The organism is Trinickia sp. Z7 (genome assembly GCF_056498045.1).
This window is the reverse complement of sequence record NZ_JAUEQW010000005.1, coordinates 87748-103195: the sequence shown is the minus strand read 5'-3', so window position 1 is coordinate 103195 and position 15448 is coordinate 87748. Positions and strand designations below refer to the sequence as shown.

Below are 15448 nucleotides of genomic sequence, written 5' to 3'. Positions count from 1 at the left end.
GGAGCGGCCGGGCGATGCTGCGCCCGGTACGCTGCCCGGTAAGGGTTGAAGTTAAGCGCCGGTGTTCATTTCAGTGCACGCGACGGCTGCGGCGCAGGTGATCGAAGAAAACGGCGAGCAACAAAATACCGCCGCGTATCAAATACTGATAGAACGTGGGCACGTTCAGCAGGCTCATCGCATCTTGCACGGAACCCATGATCAGCACGCCGACGAGCACGCCCGAGATCGTGGCGACGCCCCCCGTCAACGACACGCCGCCCAGCACGCACGCCGAAATCACGCCCAGTTCGAGCCCGACCGACGTCTTCGGATCGCCCAAGCTCATCCGCGACGCAAGCATGACGCCGGCAAATCCCGTCACCAGCCCTTGCAAGACGAACACGAGGACCTTGATGCGTGTGACCGGCAAGCCTGCCAGCAGCGCGGCTTCGCCATTGCCGCCGACGGCGAGCACGTTCTTGCCGAACACCGTCTTGCGCAAGATGAAGCCGAACACGACGAAGCCGACGATGTTGCTCCAAATCGGGTAGGAGATGCCGAGGAACGAGCCGCCGCCGAGGTCGAAGAAGCGCTCTTCGGAAATCATGACGGCGTCGCCGTTCGACACGATGAAGGCGAGGCCGCGCACGACTTCCATCATGGCGAGCGTCACGATCAGCGAATTGATGCGATAGCGCGCCACCAACACGCCGTTGACTAGACCGACGGCGCCGCCCGCGAGCACACCCGCCGTGACGCCAAGGAACACGCTATGCGTGACCGTGATCAGCGTGGATGCGACCACCCCGGAGAAGGCCACGATCGAAGCCACGGAAAGGTCCACCTCCCCGAGCGCGAGCACGAACATCATCGTGACCGCGATCGAGCCGATCAACGTGACCGACAGCAGCAACCCCTGCATGTTTCGGCTCGTCAGGAAATCGGGCACCGTGAAGCACAGGACGATGAACAAAATCGCGAACACCATGACGATGCCGGATTTGTTGAGCAGCCGCCAGGTTTTCGCCGCATAGGCGGCCGGCCCGCGCGCAGCGGGTTGCGAAAGGGTTTGAGGTTGTTGCATGGTCTCGTCTCGTTCGTTGCCGCTGGCTGCGCGGCAGGAAAATCAGTAGTGCTAATGAATCGGTGAAATCGATGCGTCAGCGGGGCAGTGCAAGTTTGATCAGTTGATCGGGGGTAGCTTGCTCCTTGGGCAAATCGCCCACGACACAGCCTTCCTTCATGACGATGATGCGATCGGAAACCCCGATCACCTCCGCCAGATCGCTCGATACGAGCAACACGGTCCGGCCCGCTTCGGCAAGGCCATAGAGCAGGTCGTAAATCTGCGCGCGCGCTCCGACGTCGATCCCGCGCGTGGGCTCGTCCATGACGAACACGTCGATCTGCTCGGCCAGCCAGCGCGCCAGAATCACCTTCTGCTGGTTGCCGCCCGAGAGCGTGCCGATGGGCGTATTGCCGTCGCGCGTCTTGATCGACAGCTTCCCGATGTAGTCGTCCGTCAGCTCGCGCTCGCGCCGCTCGTTGAGCAGCCAACGAGCGAAGCTCGAATGGCGTCGCGCACTGATGTTCATGTTGTCGGCCACCGACGCGATCGCGACGATGCCTTCCTGCTTGCGGTCTTCAGGGCACATGGCAATGCCGGCCCGCACCGCGTCCCGCGGCGTGCCGAAGCGTCTGGCGCGGCCATCCAATTCGATGTGCCCAGCGCTCGGGCGCACGGCGCCGCACACGAGCTTCATCAACTCGGAGCGCCCCGCGCCGACGAGGCCGAAAAACCCGAGAATCTCGCCACGGCGCGCGCTGAAGGAAACAGGCTGCGCCAAGCCCGGGCCGAGCAACGCTTTGGCTTCGAGCCGCACGTCGCCGACCGGGCGCGCGCGATAGCCGTAGACATCGCGAATCGAGCGTCCGACCATCGAACTGATCAGGCGATCGCGGTCGAGCCCATCGACCGAGTCGAAGGTCTCGATCGAGTGACCGTCGCGAAACACGGTGACACGGTCGCACAGCTCGTAGACCTCGTCCATCCGATGCGTGACATAGACGATGGCGCGGCCTTCGGCGCGAAGGCCATTGATGATTTTGAACAACTGCGTCGTTTCGCGCGCCGAGAGCGAGCTCGTGGGTTCGTCGAAGGCGATCACGCGTGCATCGCGCATGAGCGCCTTTCCGATCTCGATCATTTGGCGCTGCCCGATCGAAAGATCCTTCACTTGCGCGCGCGGGTCGATGCGCTCGCCCAAACGTTCGAGCGTCTCGGTGGCGCGCTCGATCAGCGCCCGTTCGCTGAGCACGCCAAGACGGCTCGGCAACTGGCCGAGCATCAGGTTCTCGGCCACGGTCAATTCCGGGACCAGGTGCAATTCTTGGTAGATGATGGCGATCCCGGCTTCGATCGCCGCTTTGGTGCCGGAAAAGTGTTGCTCGACGCCGCCGAGTTTCAACGTGCCCGATTGCGGCACGTTGACACCCGAAAGCACCTTGAGCAGCGTCGATTTACCGGCGCCGTTCTCGCCCATCAAGCCGTGCACTTCGCCGGCGCGTACCGCGAACGACACACGATCGAGGGCGAGCACGCCGGGAAAACTGACGGTGATCCCGTCCAGCTGCAGGTATGACGAAGCCGGATCGGCATTCGTCGCGTCCATGCGGCTTGCGCCGCTCTCTACCGTAGCATCGTTCGCGTCATGCATGACGTTTAAATCCCCAGTTCCTTACGCACGTCGAGCCAGTTGGTGCGCGTCATCAGCTTGCCCGTGGTTTGCGTATCGGCGGGCGGCTGCTTGCCCGTCTTGATCCACTGCACCAAGTTCTCGGCGCTGTCCTTGCCGTGGTTCGTCGAGCTCACCGCGATCGTGCCGTAAAAGCCCGTCGGTTCCTTCTTCTGGAACTCGGCAAACGCTTCGCCCGCACCGTTGATGCCCACGCCGATCACGTCGGCCGACGGAATATGCAACTGCTCCGTGGCCCGCACGCCGCCCAGCACCGATTCCTCGTTCAGCGCGAACACCACCCACTTCTTGATGTTCGGGTGCTTCGACAACACCGGCGAAGCAGCGACGAAGCCGCCTTCGTCGTCGGTCGTCTTTTGCGGCGCGTCGAAGATGTTTTCCTTCTTGAAGCCGTTGGCGAGCAGCGTTTGCGTCGCACCGTCCGTGCGCAGCTTGGCCGTCGGCAGTTCATAGTCGGAGATGCGGATCGCGCCCACTTCCTCCGGCTTCCAGCCGCGCCGCTTCATCTCGTCGGAAATCGCTTGGCCCACTTGATTGCCGATCTTGAAAGCGGACATGCCCAGGTGCGGCACATCGGCAAGCGGCTTGCCGGCGGAATCGACGAGCTGATCGTCCACCGTGACGAACTTCATGCCGTACTTCTTGGCACGCGCTTGAATCGCCGGTCCGAGGCGCACGTCGGGGGCGCAAATCACGAAGCCCTTCGCACCTTGTGCACCCAGATTGTCGATCGCGCTCAGAACGCGCTCGCCATCGGGCGTGCCGATGTTGACGACCGAAAAGCCCTCGCTCTTGCCAAGCGCAGTGGCTGCCTTCTCCTCGTTGATGAACCACGCCTGCTCGGGCATCTTCACCAGGAAGCCGATTTTCAAGGGCTCGTCTGCGTGGACGCCAAGCGGGACCGCGAGGGGAGCGGCCAAAAGAGCGGCCATCGTGGCGCGCAACGTGAAGCGGCGAAGCTTGCTGGTCATACTAGTCTCCTTCTTGTCGGTCTCAGTGGACCGTGTTGTGACTCAAAAGCGAATCGATACAAACGTTAGTAGTCCTAATCAACTGCCTGCGTTCCCCGATAGCGGGCTCGTTCGGAGCCCGTCAGTCAACGCGACGGGTAGGGAGCGGCGTCAAGGCCGAGCTCGGGTCCGGCCGGCTCGATACGGCAACCGGCGTTCCGGCCGAAAACCGCTCCCGCAAATCACTCGACGAACGGTTCGAGGCTCTCCCGTCTTCCAAGCAGGAAGGCGTCGGCGACGATGCCAAGCGGGCGCACATCCACATCCCGCTCTCCGCGCGCGATCAGATTGCGCCAGTGAGCATAGAGAGAGGGATACTCATGCACCGCACCGAGCGCGACTTCGCGGCCGTCGATCTGCAGACGATTGCCGCCCTGGGACAGCAGTAAGACGCCATCGGCCGTTTTGACCTCGATTTCCCACAATTCCTGCGGCCCATGGCGCCAATCGAACTCGATATGCACGGGTACGCCCGCGGCGTCGAACAGTTCGAGATCCGCCGAGATCGGCATTTGCCGGTTCGACGGGATGCCGAGCGTCGACGACACGAGCGCGAGTTCGCGAGGCATGATCCGCGTGACGATCGATAGCGCGTTGATGCCGGGATCGAACACACCTAGGCCGCCGGGTTCCCAGATCCACGTTTGCCCTGGGTGCCAACGGCGTACATCCTCTTTCCAGCGCACGTTCACCGAGCGGATCTCTTGCGTGGCGAGCCAGGTGCGTGCCGCCTCAACGCCCAGCGCATGCCGCGAGTGCCAACTCGCGAACAGCGTCAGGCCGGCGCGGCTAGCCATTTCCTCGAGCACGCGCACTTCGCTCAAGCAACCGCCTGGAGGCTTCTCCAGCATGACATGCTTGCCCGCGGCGAGCGCCGCGCGGGCCTGCGCGAAGCGCGGCAGCGGAGGCGCGCTCAGCGACACGGCTTCGACATGGGGCTCCGCGGCCAGCAGCGCTTCGAGCGTGGGGTAATTGCGCACCCCCTCCACGCTGGCATTGCGGCTGGCGCAGGCGACCAGCTCGAAACGCGGGTCGGCCGCGATCGCCGGCAAATGTTGGTCACGCGCAATCTTGCCGATGCCGACGAGCGCGATAGAAATCTTCTTCATCTCAGCCTCGGCGATCACAGGCCCCAACGCAACGCGAGCGGGTTCGCCTCACGTGCGAGTTCCAGCAACTCGGCGCGAGTGGCTGGCGCGAGCGGGTCCAAGGGACGGCGCACCGCATCGCTCTTGATCACGCCGCCTTCCTTCATCACCGTCTTGGCCGCACGCAAGCCGCATTGGCGGTTCTCGTAGTTGATGAGCGGCAGGATCCGCGCATAACCGGCACGCGCCTGATCGCGACGGCCCGCACGGTGATCGTCGAACACGGTGCGAATCAGGTCGGGCAGCAGCGCGCTCGCCATCGTGCCGGTTGCGCCGGCATCGAGGTCCGGCAACAAGGTAATGGCTTCCTCGCCGTCGAACGGGCCTTCGATCGCATCGCCGCCCGCGGCGATCAGCGCACGCAGCTTGGCGGCCGCCTGCGGCACTTCGATCTTGAAGTAGCGAACCAGCGGCAGCTCGCGCGCAATCCTCACGAGGAACGGCACGCTCAACGTCACGCCGGAAAGCGGCGCATCTTGGATCATGACCGGCACGTTCGCGGACGCAGCGATCTGCGCAAAGAAGTCGAACATGGCGTTTTCATCGACACGCAGCGTCGCACCGTGGTACGGCGGCATCACCATGACGATGCTGGCGCCGGCGGCAGCGGCGCGCTGTGCGCGCTCAGCTGCGATCTGGGTGCTGAAGTGGCTGCACGTGACCATCACCGGCACACGCCCGGCTACGTGCGTCAAGCACAGGTCGATCAGCACGTCGCGCTCGGCGTCAGTCAGGAGGAACTGCTCGGAGTAGTTCGCGAGAATGCAGATACCGTCCACGCGTTGATCGATCATGCAATCGAGCACGCGGCGCTGGCCTTCGAGATCGAGTTCGCCGGTTTCCGTAAACGGCGTTGGTGCGACTGGGAATACACCCGAGAAAGGGCGGGTCGATACGGTCACTATTCGTACTCCTAATAAAAACTATCCATGCATCCGGTTCAGGCGCGTCAGGCGGGCGCGCAACCCGAGCGGGGCGGTGTCGCCCTGTTCGTCCGCGGCGCCGCGCTTGGCGGGATCGCGCATGGCCGTGCTGCCGAGCCCAGAGCCATTCGATTTGCGCCGCGCGGCTTGCCGCTCGATCACGCGCTGCAGCAGGCAAAACACGCAGAGCAGGGCCCCGATGACGATGCGCGTCCACCACGAGCTGAGCGTGCCGTCGAACGTGATCAGCGTTTGGATCGTGCCGAGCACGCCCACGCCGAACACGGAGCCGATGATGTAGCCGACGCCGCCCGTCAGCAGCGTGCCGCCGATGACGCTTGCCGCGATCGCGTCGAGTTCCATGCCTTGGCCTTGCAAGCCGTACCCCGACAGCACGTACAACGTGAACACGAGGCCGCCCAGCGCCGAGCACAAACCGCCCAAGGCATAGACGCCGACTTTCGTTCGCGCGACGGGCAAACCCATCAGCAATGCCGATTTTTCGTTGCCGCCGAGCGCATAGACGTTGCGCCCGAAGCGCGTGAAATGCGCCACGTAGATCGCAATCGCAAGCGTCACGAGGGCGATCAGCGCGCCTGCGTTGAGCGCACCGCCGCCGATCGGCAAGCTATAGCTCGCCACGGCGTGAAACGACGGCTCGCTGATCGTGATCGATTGCGTGGTGACGAGAAAGCACGCGCCGCGCGCGAGAAACATGCCGGCAAGGGTCACGATGAACGGTTGCAGGCGCAGGTAGTGGATCAGCGCGCCCATCGCCGCGCCATAGGCCGCGCCGATCGCGAGCACGAGCGGCGCCACGGCCCAAATCGGCCAATGCCAACGCTCGGCGCAGACGGCGCAGACGATCGTCGTGAAGGCCACGACGGCGCCGACCGATAGATCGATGCCGCCCGACAAGATCACGAACGTCGTGCCGATGGCGACGATGAGCAAGAAGGCGTTGTCGACGAGCAGGCCGAGCAGAACCTGCATCGAACCGAAGCCGGTATACATGAACGAGCCGAAACCGAACAATGCCGCGAACAGCGCGATCGTCACGACGATAGGCAGCGTGCGTGGATCGAGAAGACGACGAATGAACGCGCTCATTGCACCTCCGTGCGGGCGCGAGTGGAAGAAACCGACGCTGCGAGCCGTGTTGCCAGTTGGGCCAGCAACTCGCGCGCACGCGCCGATTGAATGACGCTCACCACGAGCACGACGATCGCCTTGACGACGAGCGTCGCTTCCGGCGGAACGCCGATCGAATACGTGGTGTAAGTCAGCGTCTGAATGATGAGCGCGCCGAGCACCGTTCCGATCAGAGAGAAGCGCCCGCCTGCGAGCGACGTGCCGCCGAGCGTCACGGCCAGAATCGCGTCGAGCTCGAGCAGCAGGCCGGCGTTGTTGCCGTCGGCGCTGCGCACGTTGGAGCTCGCCAAGATCCCGGCGATCGCCGCGGTCAGGCCGCAGAACACATACACGCCGAAGACGATCGCGCTCGAGCGCAAGCCGACCAGCCGCGCCGCGACGGGATTGACACCGATCGCGCGCACCAGCAAGCCTAGCGCGGTGCGATTGACGAGCAGCGAAGTGATCACGACGACGATCAGCGCAATCCAGACGGCACACGGGACCATCGCCACGAAGCCGTCGCCGAGCCGCAAGTAGCCGCGTGCGCCGATCGGAATGATCTGTCCGCCCGTGAGCAATTGCGCGACCCCGCGCCCGGCAACCATCAGAATCAGCGTCGCGATGATCGGTTGCATACCGACGAAGGCGGCGAGCAGCCCGTTCCATGCGCCGGCCAACAAGCCGACACCCAGTGCGGCGGCAAGCGCGAGACCGACCCGGTTCGGATCGTCCGCCAACAACACGGCAGCCGTGGCCCCGGCGATCGCGACGACCGTGCCCACCGAAATGTCGATGCCCCGGGTGGCAATGACGAGCGTCATGCCGAGCGAGACGACGACGAGCGGCGCAGCGCGGTTGAGAATGTCGATCGGAGCGCCGAACAAGTGTCCGTCGAGCACCGTGATCATCAGGAAATCGTGCCGGTGCGCGACATCAAGTGCGAATAGCAGCAGCAGCGTGACGATGGGCCATAGCAGCGGATGGCGCGCGATCGTCTGCAACGAACGCGAGTTCATGCTTGGCCCCCGGCAATGAGTCGATACACTTCATGCTCGTCGAGCGCATCGCCCGCGAGCTCGGCAACTTTACGGCGATCGCGCAAGACGGCGATACGATCGCTCACGCGCAGCACTTCGCCAATCTCCGAAGAAATCAACAAAATGCCGAGCCCTTTCGCACATAACTGCATCACGCGATCCATGATTTCGAACTTCGCGGCCACATCGATGCCGCGAGTCGGCTCGTCCAGAATCAACATCTTCGGATCGATCGCGAGCCAACGCGCGAGCACCACCTTTTGCTGATTGCCGCCGGAGAGCAATTCGATCGGCTGCTCGATGTCGCGTGCGCGAATCCCGAGCGCCTTCACGTAGTGCTCGGCGATACGCTTCTCCTTGGCGCGGCCGAGCGGGCGCCACCAGCCCATTTTGGCTTGTAGCGCGAGCACGATATTCTCGCGGATCGACAGCGCCGCGACGATCCCTTCCTTCTTGCGATCCTCGGGGCAGTAGCCGATGCCATGCTTCACCGCGTGGCGCGGCGAACCGAGCTTCACAGGCACATCGTCCACGGTGATCGAGCCGGTATCGGCGCGATCGGCCCCGAACAAGAGCCGCGCCGTCTCGGTGCGTCCCGAGCCGAGCAACCCGGCGAGCCCGACGATACGCCCCGATTCGAGCGTCAAATCGATGGGCAGCACCGCGCCGCGCCGCCCGATGCCGCGCATTTCGAAGCGCGGCGACGTGCTGCCGCCCGCGCTGGCGGCGTCGCTAGCCGACGGCGAACGTTTACGTTCGACCGACACCGGAACCTCGCCCACCATCTTGCGCACCAGTTCGTCGACGGGCAAATCCTTCGCCAAATACTCGCCTTCACGTTTGCCGTTGCGCATCACGGTAATGCGATCGGAAATGGCGTACGTCTGCTCCAAGAAGTGCGTGACGAACAGGATCGCGATGCCCGACTGCTTCAGCTTGGTTAGGACTTCGAACAACTTCGCCACCTCGGAATCGTCCAGGCTCGAGGTCGGCTCATCGAGGATCAGCACGCGCGCGTCCACGCTGACCGCGCGCGCGATCGCCACCATTTGCTGCACGGCGATGGGGTAGGTATCGAGCGACTGTGTGACGTCGAGCGAGAGATTCAACTGCGCGAGCGCCTCGCGAGCGCCCGCGTGAATCGCCTTCCAATCGATCGCTCCGCGGCGCCGCGGCTGGCGGCCCGCAAAGATGTTTTCGGCAACCGAGAGGTTGGGGCACAGATTGACTTCCTGGTAGAGCGTGCGAATCCCGGCCGCTTCGGCTTCGAGCGGGGCGGAGAAGCGCACGCTTCGACCATCGACGCGGATCTCTCCCGCGTCGTGCGCATGAACGCCGGTCAGCACGTTGATGAGCGTCGACTTGCCTGCGCCGTTTTGGCCCATCAACGTATGGACTTCGCCCGCAAATAGACGGAAGTCGACGTTCGAGAGCGCATGCACGCCGGGAAACGACTTCGTCAAACCGAGCGTTTCGAGTACGAGAGGGCCGGTCATGGGCTTCGCTCGCTTACCGGGCGCGATCAGTACTTACGCTGCGGCAGCACTTGCGCCGCCACGTTCATCGGGAACACCGTTTCGTTCGTGACGATGCGCTTGGGCAACGTCTTGCCGGCGACGATGTCCTTCACGGCGCTCATCAATTGCGGCCCGAGCAGCGGGCTGCATTCCACGTCGACGTTGATCTTGCCCGCGATCATCGCTTGGAAGCCGCCCTTGGTGGCGTCGAACGAAACGACCTTGACGTCGGTGCCCGGCTTCATGCCCGCTTCTTCCATCGCTTGGATCGCGCCGAGCGCCATGTCGTCGTTATGCGCGTAGACGACGTTGATCTGCTTGCCGTAGGTCTTGGCAAACGCCTCCATCACTTGCTTGCCGCCCGCGAGCGTGAAGTCGCCGCTTTGCGAAGCGATGATCTTGAACTTCGGATCGTTCTTGATGATCTCCATCAGACCCGAATGGCGATCGTTCGCCGGAGCCGAGCCCACCGTGCCCTGCAATTCGGCGATGTTGATCGGACCCGGATTGTCCTTGTAATTCTCTTCCAGCCAGCGGCCCGCCCGACGTCCTTCCTCGAGGAAGTCCGAGCCGATCATCGTGACGTAGAGCGACTTGTCTTTGACGTCGATGTTGCGATCGGTCAAGACCACCGGGATATGCGCATTCTTCGCTTCCTGCAACACCGGCTCCCAACCCGATTCGACGACGGGCGAGAAGGCGATCACATCGACCTTCTGCGCAATGTACGAACGAATCGCACGAATTTGATTCTCTTGCTTTTGCTGTGCATCGGAAAACTTCAGATTGATGCCGGCGTCTTTCGCGGCCTGCTTGACCGAAACCGTGTTAGCCGTCCGCCATGCGCTTTCCGCGCCGACCTGAGCAAAACCCAGGGTGATTTTCTTGCCATCCTGCGCGTGGCTATCCACGACGACCGACATTGCGACCGCAACTCCGAGCAATGCGTTCAGCGCCAACCGTACCGTACGTCCCATGCTTGTCTCCGTTTGTCTGCGTGCTTGATTTTGTTACATCGAACGAACTGCTCACCCGCTCACCGCGAGCGGTTGGTCGGCGGCCCGCGCGGCCGCGTCAATCGGTCGCAACGATCCGCCTCGCGCCAGCACTGCCCTTTCCCGCTGTTCGGCGCGTGATTTTGTAAATAGCCAAACTATAGGCATCACCTTCCTTCGAAGCGATTAGCGTTTTCCCCAGCTTCGCTACCTCAATAGTCATGCTATTTCTATGTCCGATCTTAAGAAAAGTCGCCGCGAAGCCGCTTGATCGTGTCAATATGTGGGAAATTTCGGTGCACGGCCTAGCAAGAAAAGTCATCTTACGATGAATCGCGGCGCAAGCACTCTGATCTTCAATCGTTTTACTATATCTGCCTAAGACAGGCATCGAGCAATGACAGACAAACCCGCCAAGCTTCGCTCCGCCCAATGGTTCGGCACTGCCGATAAGAACGGCTTCATGTATCGCAGCTGGATGAAGAACCAGGGCATTCCCGATCACGAGTTCCAGGGCAAGCCGATCATCGGCATCTGCAACACCTGGTCGGAACTCACGCCGTGCAACGCGCACTTTCGCAAGCTCGCCGAGCACGTCAAACGCGGCGTGTTCGAGGCGGGCGGCTTTCCGGTCGAGTTCCCGGTGTTTTCCAACGGCGAATCGAATCTACGGCCGACGGCGATGTTCACCCGCAACCTTGCCAGCATGGACGTCGAAGAGTCGATCCGCGGCAATCCGATCGATGCGGTCGTGTTGCTGGCCGGTTGCGATAAAACGACGCCCGCGCTGCTGATGGGCGCGGCGAGTTGCGATGTGCCGGCCATCGTCGTCAGCGGCGGGCCGATGCTGAACGGCAAACACGAAGGGCGCGACATCGGCTCGGGCACGGTCGTGTGGCAATTGAGCGAGCAGGTGAAGGCCGGCCGCATTTCGATTCACGAGTTCATGGCTGCCGAAGCGGGCATGTCCCGCTCGGCCGGCACCTGCAATACGATGGGCACGGCGTCGACGATGGCGTGCATGGCCGAGGCGCTCGGCGTGACCTTGCCGCACAACGCGGCCATTCCGGCGGTCGATTCGCGCCGTTATGTGCTCGCGCATCTATCGGGCATGCGCATCGTCGAAATGGCGCTGCAGGACCTGCGGCTCTCCAAGTTGTTGACGCGCGAAGCGTTCGAAAACGCGATTCGCGCCAACGCGGCGATCGGCGGTTCGACCAATGCCGCGATTCATTTGAAGGCGATTGCCGGACGAATCGGCGTCGAGCTCGAACTCGACGATTGGACGCGCATCGGGCGCGGCACGCCGACGCTCGTCGATCTGCAACCGTCGGGCCGCTTCTTGATGGAAGAGTTTTATTACGCAGGCGGGTTGCCGGCGGTGTTGCGGCGCTTGGGCGAGGTAGGGCTGCTGCCGCACCCCGATGCGTTGACGGCGAACGGCCATTCGCTCTGGGAAAACTGCAAGGAAGCGCCGATTTACAACGACGAGGTGATTCGCCCCCTCGCGAAACCGCTGGTTCCGGACGGCGGGTTGTGCGTGCTGCGGGGCAATCTCGCGCCGCGCGGCGCAGTATTGAAGCCGTCCGCTGCAACGGCATCGCTGCTCAAACATCGCGGCCGCGCCGTCGTTTTCGAAAACTTCGACGATTACAAAGCACGCATTGCCGACCCCGAACTCGACGTGACGCGCGATTCGATCTTGGTGATGAAAAATTGCGGGCCGAAGGGATATCCGGGCATGGCCGAGGTGGGCAACATGGGCTTGCCGCCCAAGATCTTGGCGCAAGGGGTGACGGACATGGTTCGCATTTCCGATGCGCGCATGAGCGGCACCGCGTACGGCACCGTCGTCTTGCACGTCGCGCCCGAAGCGCGGGCGGGCGGGCCGCTCGCCATCGTGTGCAACGGCGATTGGATCGAGCTCGATTGCGAAGCGGGGCGCTTGCATCTGGACATTACCGAAGAGGAAATGACCCAGCGCTTGGCCGCCTGGCGCGAGACGAACGCGCGGCCGAACGCGGCGGACGCCAGCGGCTATCGCAACCTCTACGTCGATCACGTGCTGCAAGCGGACGAGGGATGCGACTTCGACTTCCTGGTAGGCTGCCGCGGCGCGGAGGTGCCGCCGCACTCGCATTGACATCGCGAGGGGCTGCCATATAGGGAGGTTCGCGCGCATCGGAACGAGCGGAACGATTGCGCAGCGAACCTCTTCTCTTATCGACCTACCCCGGTCCCAGCCGGAGGAGGGAAAGCCGATACGGCACGCGAGCCCTCATCGGCTCGCCTGACATTCGAATTAGGCGGGATTAGGGCCGCCCCGGCTGCCCGATAACCAGGATCGTCTCGGCATCCGCCTTCGCGTGTTCCAGTTGAACGAGACTTGCTTGCCGCGCCCCAAGCGGATCGCGATGCTCGATCGCCGTCAAAATCGCCCGATGCCGCGGCAATGAAAGGGCATGGGTATCGGGATGGCGGCTGGTCAGCTTGATCGATTCCATCAACGCGAGCGACATCATATTGCCGATAAAGGCGAGCATGTCGTTATGCGTGGCAGCCATGACGGCTCGGTGAAACTCGAGATCGGGTTCCAGCAAATCGCTGGGCGTTTGCGCGCTTTCCATCCGCTCATAGCAACGCCGAATGCGCGCGACGTCTTCTTCGGTCGCTTCCGTCGCGGCAAGCGCTGCCGCAGCCGGCTCGATGATGCGGCGCACCGTGAGTAGCGAACGAAAGAACTCGCCCTCGGGCGTCACGCTGATCGTCCAAAACAACACATCCGGATCGAGCATGTGCCATTCTTCGCGCGGACGCACGACGCTGCCCACGCGCGGCTTCGATACGACGAGGCCCTTCGCGACGAGCACACGCGTGGCCTCGCGCAAGACGGGGCGGCTTACACCGTAGGCTTCGCACAGCGTGGGTTCGGGCGGCAACCGTTCGCCGGGTGCGAACTTGCCGCTGACGATCTCGATGCCGAGTTCTTGCACGATCCGCGCGTGCATGCTCTTGCGGTTCTTGAGATGTCGATAGTCCATAGAGTTCGAGATTGCGGCCGGCCGAGCTCAGCGTCAGATCCGATGCGGAACGCGCGGCGGCATAGGCGGCGAGGTGTTCGCCAGCATAGCACAGGCAATATCCTCATTACGACCCGAATAACCCTTGATGTCCCCTGTATTGCGGAGTCTTTTCGCATTTCGGCCGGGCGGCGAACGTCACGCAAAAAAACGGGAACGCGGCGGCGCGACGTGACATCTATCGCGGCAAGACCCACCCGCTTTCTTCCCTGAACGGACGGAAGCCACCACGACTTAGGAGAGACCACGTGAACCTGAAACCCATACCCAAGCTCTTGCTGGCCGTCGTACTCGCTGCGCCGGCGTTGTATGCGCAAGCGGGTGCCGACGCACCGACCGACGCCCAAATCGCCGCTATCGTCGTCACGGCCAACCAAGTCGACATCGACGCCGGGAAGCTCGCGCAGCAAAAGGGCAGCAGCGACGACGTCAAAGCGTTCGCACAAACGATGGTGCGGGATCACACGGGTGTCAATCAAGCCGCCGCCGATCTGGTGCACAAGCTGAACGTCACTCCCGAACCCAATGCGACGAGCGCATCGCTCAAGCAAGGTGGGGATGAGAACCTGGCGAAGCTGCGAGCGTTGAAGGGCAAAGCGTTCGACAAAGCCTACGTCGCCCACGAAGTGGCTTACCATCAAGCGGTATTGGATGCGATGGACAAGACCTTGATACCCGATGCCAAAAATGCCGAGTTGAAGGCGCTGCTCGTCAAAGTGCGGCCGGCGTTCGTCGCTCACCTCAGCCACGCCAAAGCACTCGATGAGCAACTCGATGGACACGGTCAGGAATAGGCGCGGGCGGCGCTTTCGCGCCATCACGGTGGCCCTTTGCGCCGCCGGTGCGGGCGCGCTCGCATTTGCCCTTCCCGCATCGGCGAAGACTTGGACGATCGCGATCGCCGACATGCAGTTCCAACCTGCGAGCGTAACCGTTGCGCGCGGCGACACAATCGTTTGGGTCAATCATGATCTCGTGCCGCATACCGTCACATCCTCGGCCTCGCGCTTCGACTCGCATACGATCGCGCCCGGCGGCAATTGGCGCTATCGTGCGACGGCGCCGGGACGCTACCCGTACGCCTGTACGTTTCATCCGACGATGCACGCGACGCTGATCGTGAAGGGGACACCATGACCTTGGACCCGGCCGCCGGCGGCACGGCCGCGCGAGACTGGCAACTCGCCGACGATCGCACGCTCGCGGCCGCCGTCGGCGCCGGCGAGCGCGATGCATTCGCTGCCTTGATGCGCCGTTACAATCGTCGGCTTTATCGCCTGGCGCGAGCCATCTTGCGCGACGACGCCGAGGCGCAAGACGCGTTGCAGGACGCCTACCTCGCAGCTTATCGCGCGATCGGCACGTTCCGCGGCGACGCGCAGCTGTCTACGTGGTTGTCGCGGCTCGTGTCGAACGCTTGCCTCGCACGGCTCAGGCGCGACGCACGCAGGCAGGCCGCTGCACCGATGGTCAGCACATCGGCGAACGACGGATCGGATCGCGAACTCATGGATACTTCCCACGCTGCATCGCCCGACGAGGCATTGACGCGCGCTCAACTGCGCCGGTTGATCGAGCGCAAGCTCGATGCGCTACCCGAATCGTTTCGTGTCGTCTTCGTCATGCGCTGCGTCGAGGAACTGAGCGTGGAAGAAACGGCGCAGTGCCTCGGCATCCCCGAGGCGACGGTGCGCACGCGCCATTTCCGCGCGCGCAGCCTGTTGCGTGAATCGCTGGCTCAAGATCTCGATCTAGCAGAGCGCGATGTCTTTTCGTTCGACGGCGCCCGGTGCGATCGCATCGTCGCCACGGTCCTCGCACGCCTCGACGAATCGGCGAAGTCATGACTCGAGCACCGGCCGCACG

Annotated in this window: 14 protein-coding genes; 4 read left to right on the top strand and 10 right to left on the bottom strand. The window is 63.2% G+C overall.

Features of this window, described 5'->3' with window-relative positions; translation table 11 throughout:
- Positions 1 to 70: 70 nt before the first annotated feature.
- From araH to QQS38_RS11255, 9 genes are all read right to left on the bottom strand, one after another.
- The gene (araH, locus tag QQS38_RS11295) at positions 71 to 1066 is read right to left on the bottom strand and encodes an L-arabinose ABC transporter permease AraH (protein ID WP_479645462.1); all 996 of its coding nucleotides are present in this window, start codon (positions 1064 to 1066) and stop codon (positions 71 to 73) included.
- A gap of 76 nt (positions 1067 to 1142) precedes the next feature.
- On the bottom strand, positions 1143 to 2654 hold the full coding sequence (araG, locus tag QQS38_RS11290) for an L-arabinose ABC transporter ATP-binding protein AraG (protein WP_479645461.1): 1512 nt from the start codon (positions 2652 to 2654) through the stop codon (positions 1143 to 1145).
- A 50-nt stretch (positions 2655 to 2704) separates the two neighbouring features.
- The gene (locus tag QQS38_RS11285; protein ID WP_479645460.1) at positions 2705 to 3709 is read right to left on the bottom strand and encodes an arabinose ABC transporter substrate-binding protein; all 1005 of its coding nucleotides are present in this window, start codon (positions 3707 to 3709) and stop codon (positions 2705 to 2707) included.
- Between the two features lie 221 nt (positions 3710 to 3930).
- Positions 3931 to 4857 (bottom strand): Gfo/Idh/MocA family protein, encoded by a 927-nt coding sequence (locus tag QQS38_RS11280; RefSeq protein WP_479645459.1) that lies wholly within the window; start codon positions 4855 to 4857, stop codon positions 3931 to 3933.
- Positions 4858 to 4871: 14 nt separating this feature from the next.
- Positions 4872 to 5801 carry a dihydrodipicolinate synthase family protein gene (locus tag QQS38_RS11275; RefSeq protein ID WP_479645676.1) on the bottom strand — a complete coding sequence of 310 codons (930 nt, stop codon included), beginning with the start codon at positions 5799 to 5801 and terminating at the stop codon, positions 4872 to 4874.
- An 18-nt stretch (positions 5802 to 5819) separates the two neighbouring features.
- Positions 5820 to 6929, bottom strand: coding sequence for a galactofuranose ABC transporter, permease protein YjfF (gene yjfF / locus QQS38_RS11270; protein WP_479645458.1), 1110 nt, complete (start codon positions 6927 to 6929; stop codon positions 5820 to 5822).
- On the bottom strand, positions 6926 to 7969 hold the full coding sequence (locus tag QQS38_RS11265; protein WP_479645457.1) for an ABC transporter permease: 1044 nt from the start codon (positions 7967 to 7969) through the stop codon (positions 6926 to 6928). The genes yjfF and QQS38_RS11265 overlap by 4 nt, the downstream gene beginning before the upstream one ends.
- The gene (locus QQS38_RS11260; protein WP_479645456.1) at positions 7966 to 9486 is read right to left on the bottom strand and encodes a sugar ABC transporter ATP-binding protein; all 1521 of its coding nucleotides are present in this window, start codon (positions 9484 to 9486) and stop codon (positions 7966 to 7968) included. Before QQS38_RS11260 ends, QQS38_RS11265 begins: the two co-directional genes overlap by 4 nt.
- A gap of 26 nt (positions 9487 to 9512) precedes the next feature.
- Positions 9513 to 10484 carry an ABC transporter substrate-binding protein gene (locus tag QQS38_RS11255; RefSeq protein WP_479645455.1) on the bottom strand — a complete coding sequence of 324 codons (972 nt, stop codon included), beginning with the start codon at positions 10482 to 10484 and terminating at the stop codon, positions 9513 to 9515.
- 415 nt (positions 10485 to 10899) lie between these two features.
- Here QQS38_RS11255 and QQS38_RS11250 point away from each other — a divergent pair, with 415 nt between their 5' ends.
- Positions 10900 to 12645 (top strand): IlvD/Edd family dehydratase, encoded by a 1746-nt coding sequence (locus tag QQS38_RS11250; RefSeq protein WP_479645454.1) that lies wholly within the window; start codon positions 10900 to 10902, stop codon positions 12643 to 12645.
- Between the two features lie 169 nt (positions 12646 to 12814).
- Here QQS38_RS11250 and QQS38_RS11245 read toward each other — a convergent pair whose 3' ends face one another.
- Positions 12815 to 13543: a FadR/GntR family transcriptional regulator gene (locus QQS38_RS11245; RefSeq protein ID WP_325339688.1), complete on the bottom strand. Its 729-nt coding sequence runs from the start codon at positions 13541 to 13543 to the stop codon at positions 12815 to 12817.
- Between the two features lie 293 nt (positions 13544 to 13836).
- Here QQS38_RS11245 and QQS38_RS11240 point away from each other — a divergent pair, with 293 nt between their 5' ends.
- From QQS38_RS11240 to QQS38_RS11230, 3 genes are read left to right on the top strand one after another with little or no spacing between them, the layout of a single operon-like run.
- Positions 13837 to 14376, top strand: a complete 540-nt coding sequence (locus QQS38_RS11240) for a DUF4142 domain-containing protein (RefSeq protein ID WP_479645675.1) — start codon at positions 13837 to 13839, stop codon at positions 14374 to 14376.
- Positions 14357 to 14719 carry a cupredoxin domain-containing protein gene (locus tag QQS38_RS11235; RefSeq protein WP_479645453.1) on the top strand — a complete coding sequence of 121 codons (363 nt, stop codon included), beginning with the start codon at positions 14357 to 14359 and terminating at the stop codon, positions 14717 to 14719. Before QQS38_RS11240 ends, QQS38_RS11235 begins: the two co-directional genes overlap by 20 nt.
- Positions 14716 to 15429, top strand: a complete 714-nt coding sequence (locus tag QQS38_RS11230) for an RNA polymerase sigma factor (protein WP_479645452.1) — start codon at positions 14716 to 14718, stop codon at positions 15427 to 15429. Before QQS38_RS11235 ends, QQS38_RS11230 begins: the two co-directional genes overlap by 4 nt.
- The last annotated feature ends 19 nt before the right edge of the window (positions 15430 to 15448 follow it).

What these genes read in the sequence shown, in the direction of transcription:
- araH (WP_479645462.1), bottom strand. Translation starts at nt 1,066, where the DNA reads ATGCAACAACCTCAAACCCTTTCGCAACCCGCTGCGCGCGGGCCGGCC.
- araG (WP_479645461.1), bottom strand. Translation starts at nt 2,654, where the DNA reads ATGGACGCGACGAATGCCGATCCGGCTTCGTCATACCTGCAGCTGGAC.
- QQS38_RS11285 (WP_479645460.1), bottom strand. Translation starts at nt 3,709, where the DNA reads ATGACCAGCAAGCTTCGCCGCTTCACGTTGCGCGCCACGATGGCCGCT.
- QQS38_RS11280 (WP_479645459.1), bottom strand. Translation starts at nt 4,857, where the DNA reads ATGAAGAAGATTTCTATCGCGCTCGTCGGCATCGGCAAGATTGCGCGT.
- yjfF (WP_479645458.1), bottom strand. Translation starts at nt 6,929, where the DNA reads ATGAGCGCGTTCATTCGTCGTCTTCTCGATCCACGCACGCTGCCTATC.
- QQS38_RS11265 (WP_479645457.1), bottom strand. Translation starts at nt 7,969, where the DNA reads ATGAACTCGCGTTCGTTGCAGACGATCGCGCGCCATCCGCTGCTATGG.
- QQS38_RS11260 (WP_479645456.1), bottom strand. Translation starts at nt 9,486, where the DNA reads ATGACCGGCCCTCTCGTACTCGAAACGCTCGGTTTGACGAAGTCGTTT.
- QQS38_RS11255 (WP_479645455.1), bottom strand. Translation starts at nt 10,484, where the DNA reads ATGGGACGTACGGTACGGTTGGCGCTGAACGCATTGCTCGGAGTTGCG.
- QQS38_RS11250 (WP_479645454.1), top strand. Translation starts at nt 10,900, where the DNA reads ATGACAGACAAACCCGCCAAGCTTCGCTCCGCCCAATGGTTCGGCACT.
- QQS38_RS11245 (WP_325339688.1), bottom strand. Translation starts at nt 13,543, where the DNA reads ATGGACTATCGACATCTCAAGAACCGCAAGAGCATGCACGCGCGGATC.
- QQS38_RS11235 (WP_479645453.1), top strand. Translation starts at nt 14,357, where the DNA reads ATGGACACGGTCAGGAATAGGCGCGGGCGGCGCTTTCGCGCCATCACG.
- QQS38_RS11230 (WP_479645452.1), top strand. Translation starts at nt 14,716, where the DNA reads ATGACCTTGGACCCGGCCGCCGGCGGCACGGCCGCGCGAGACTGGCAA.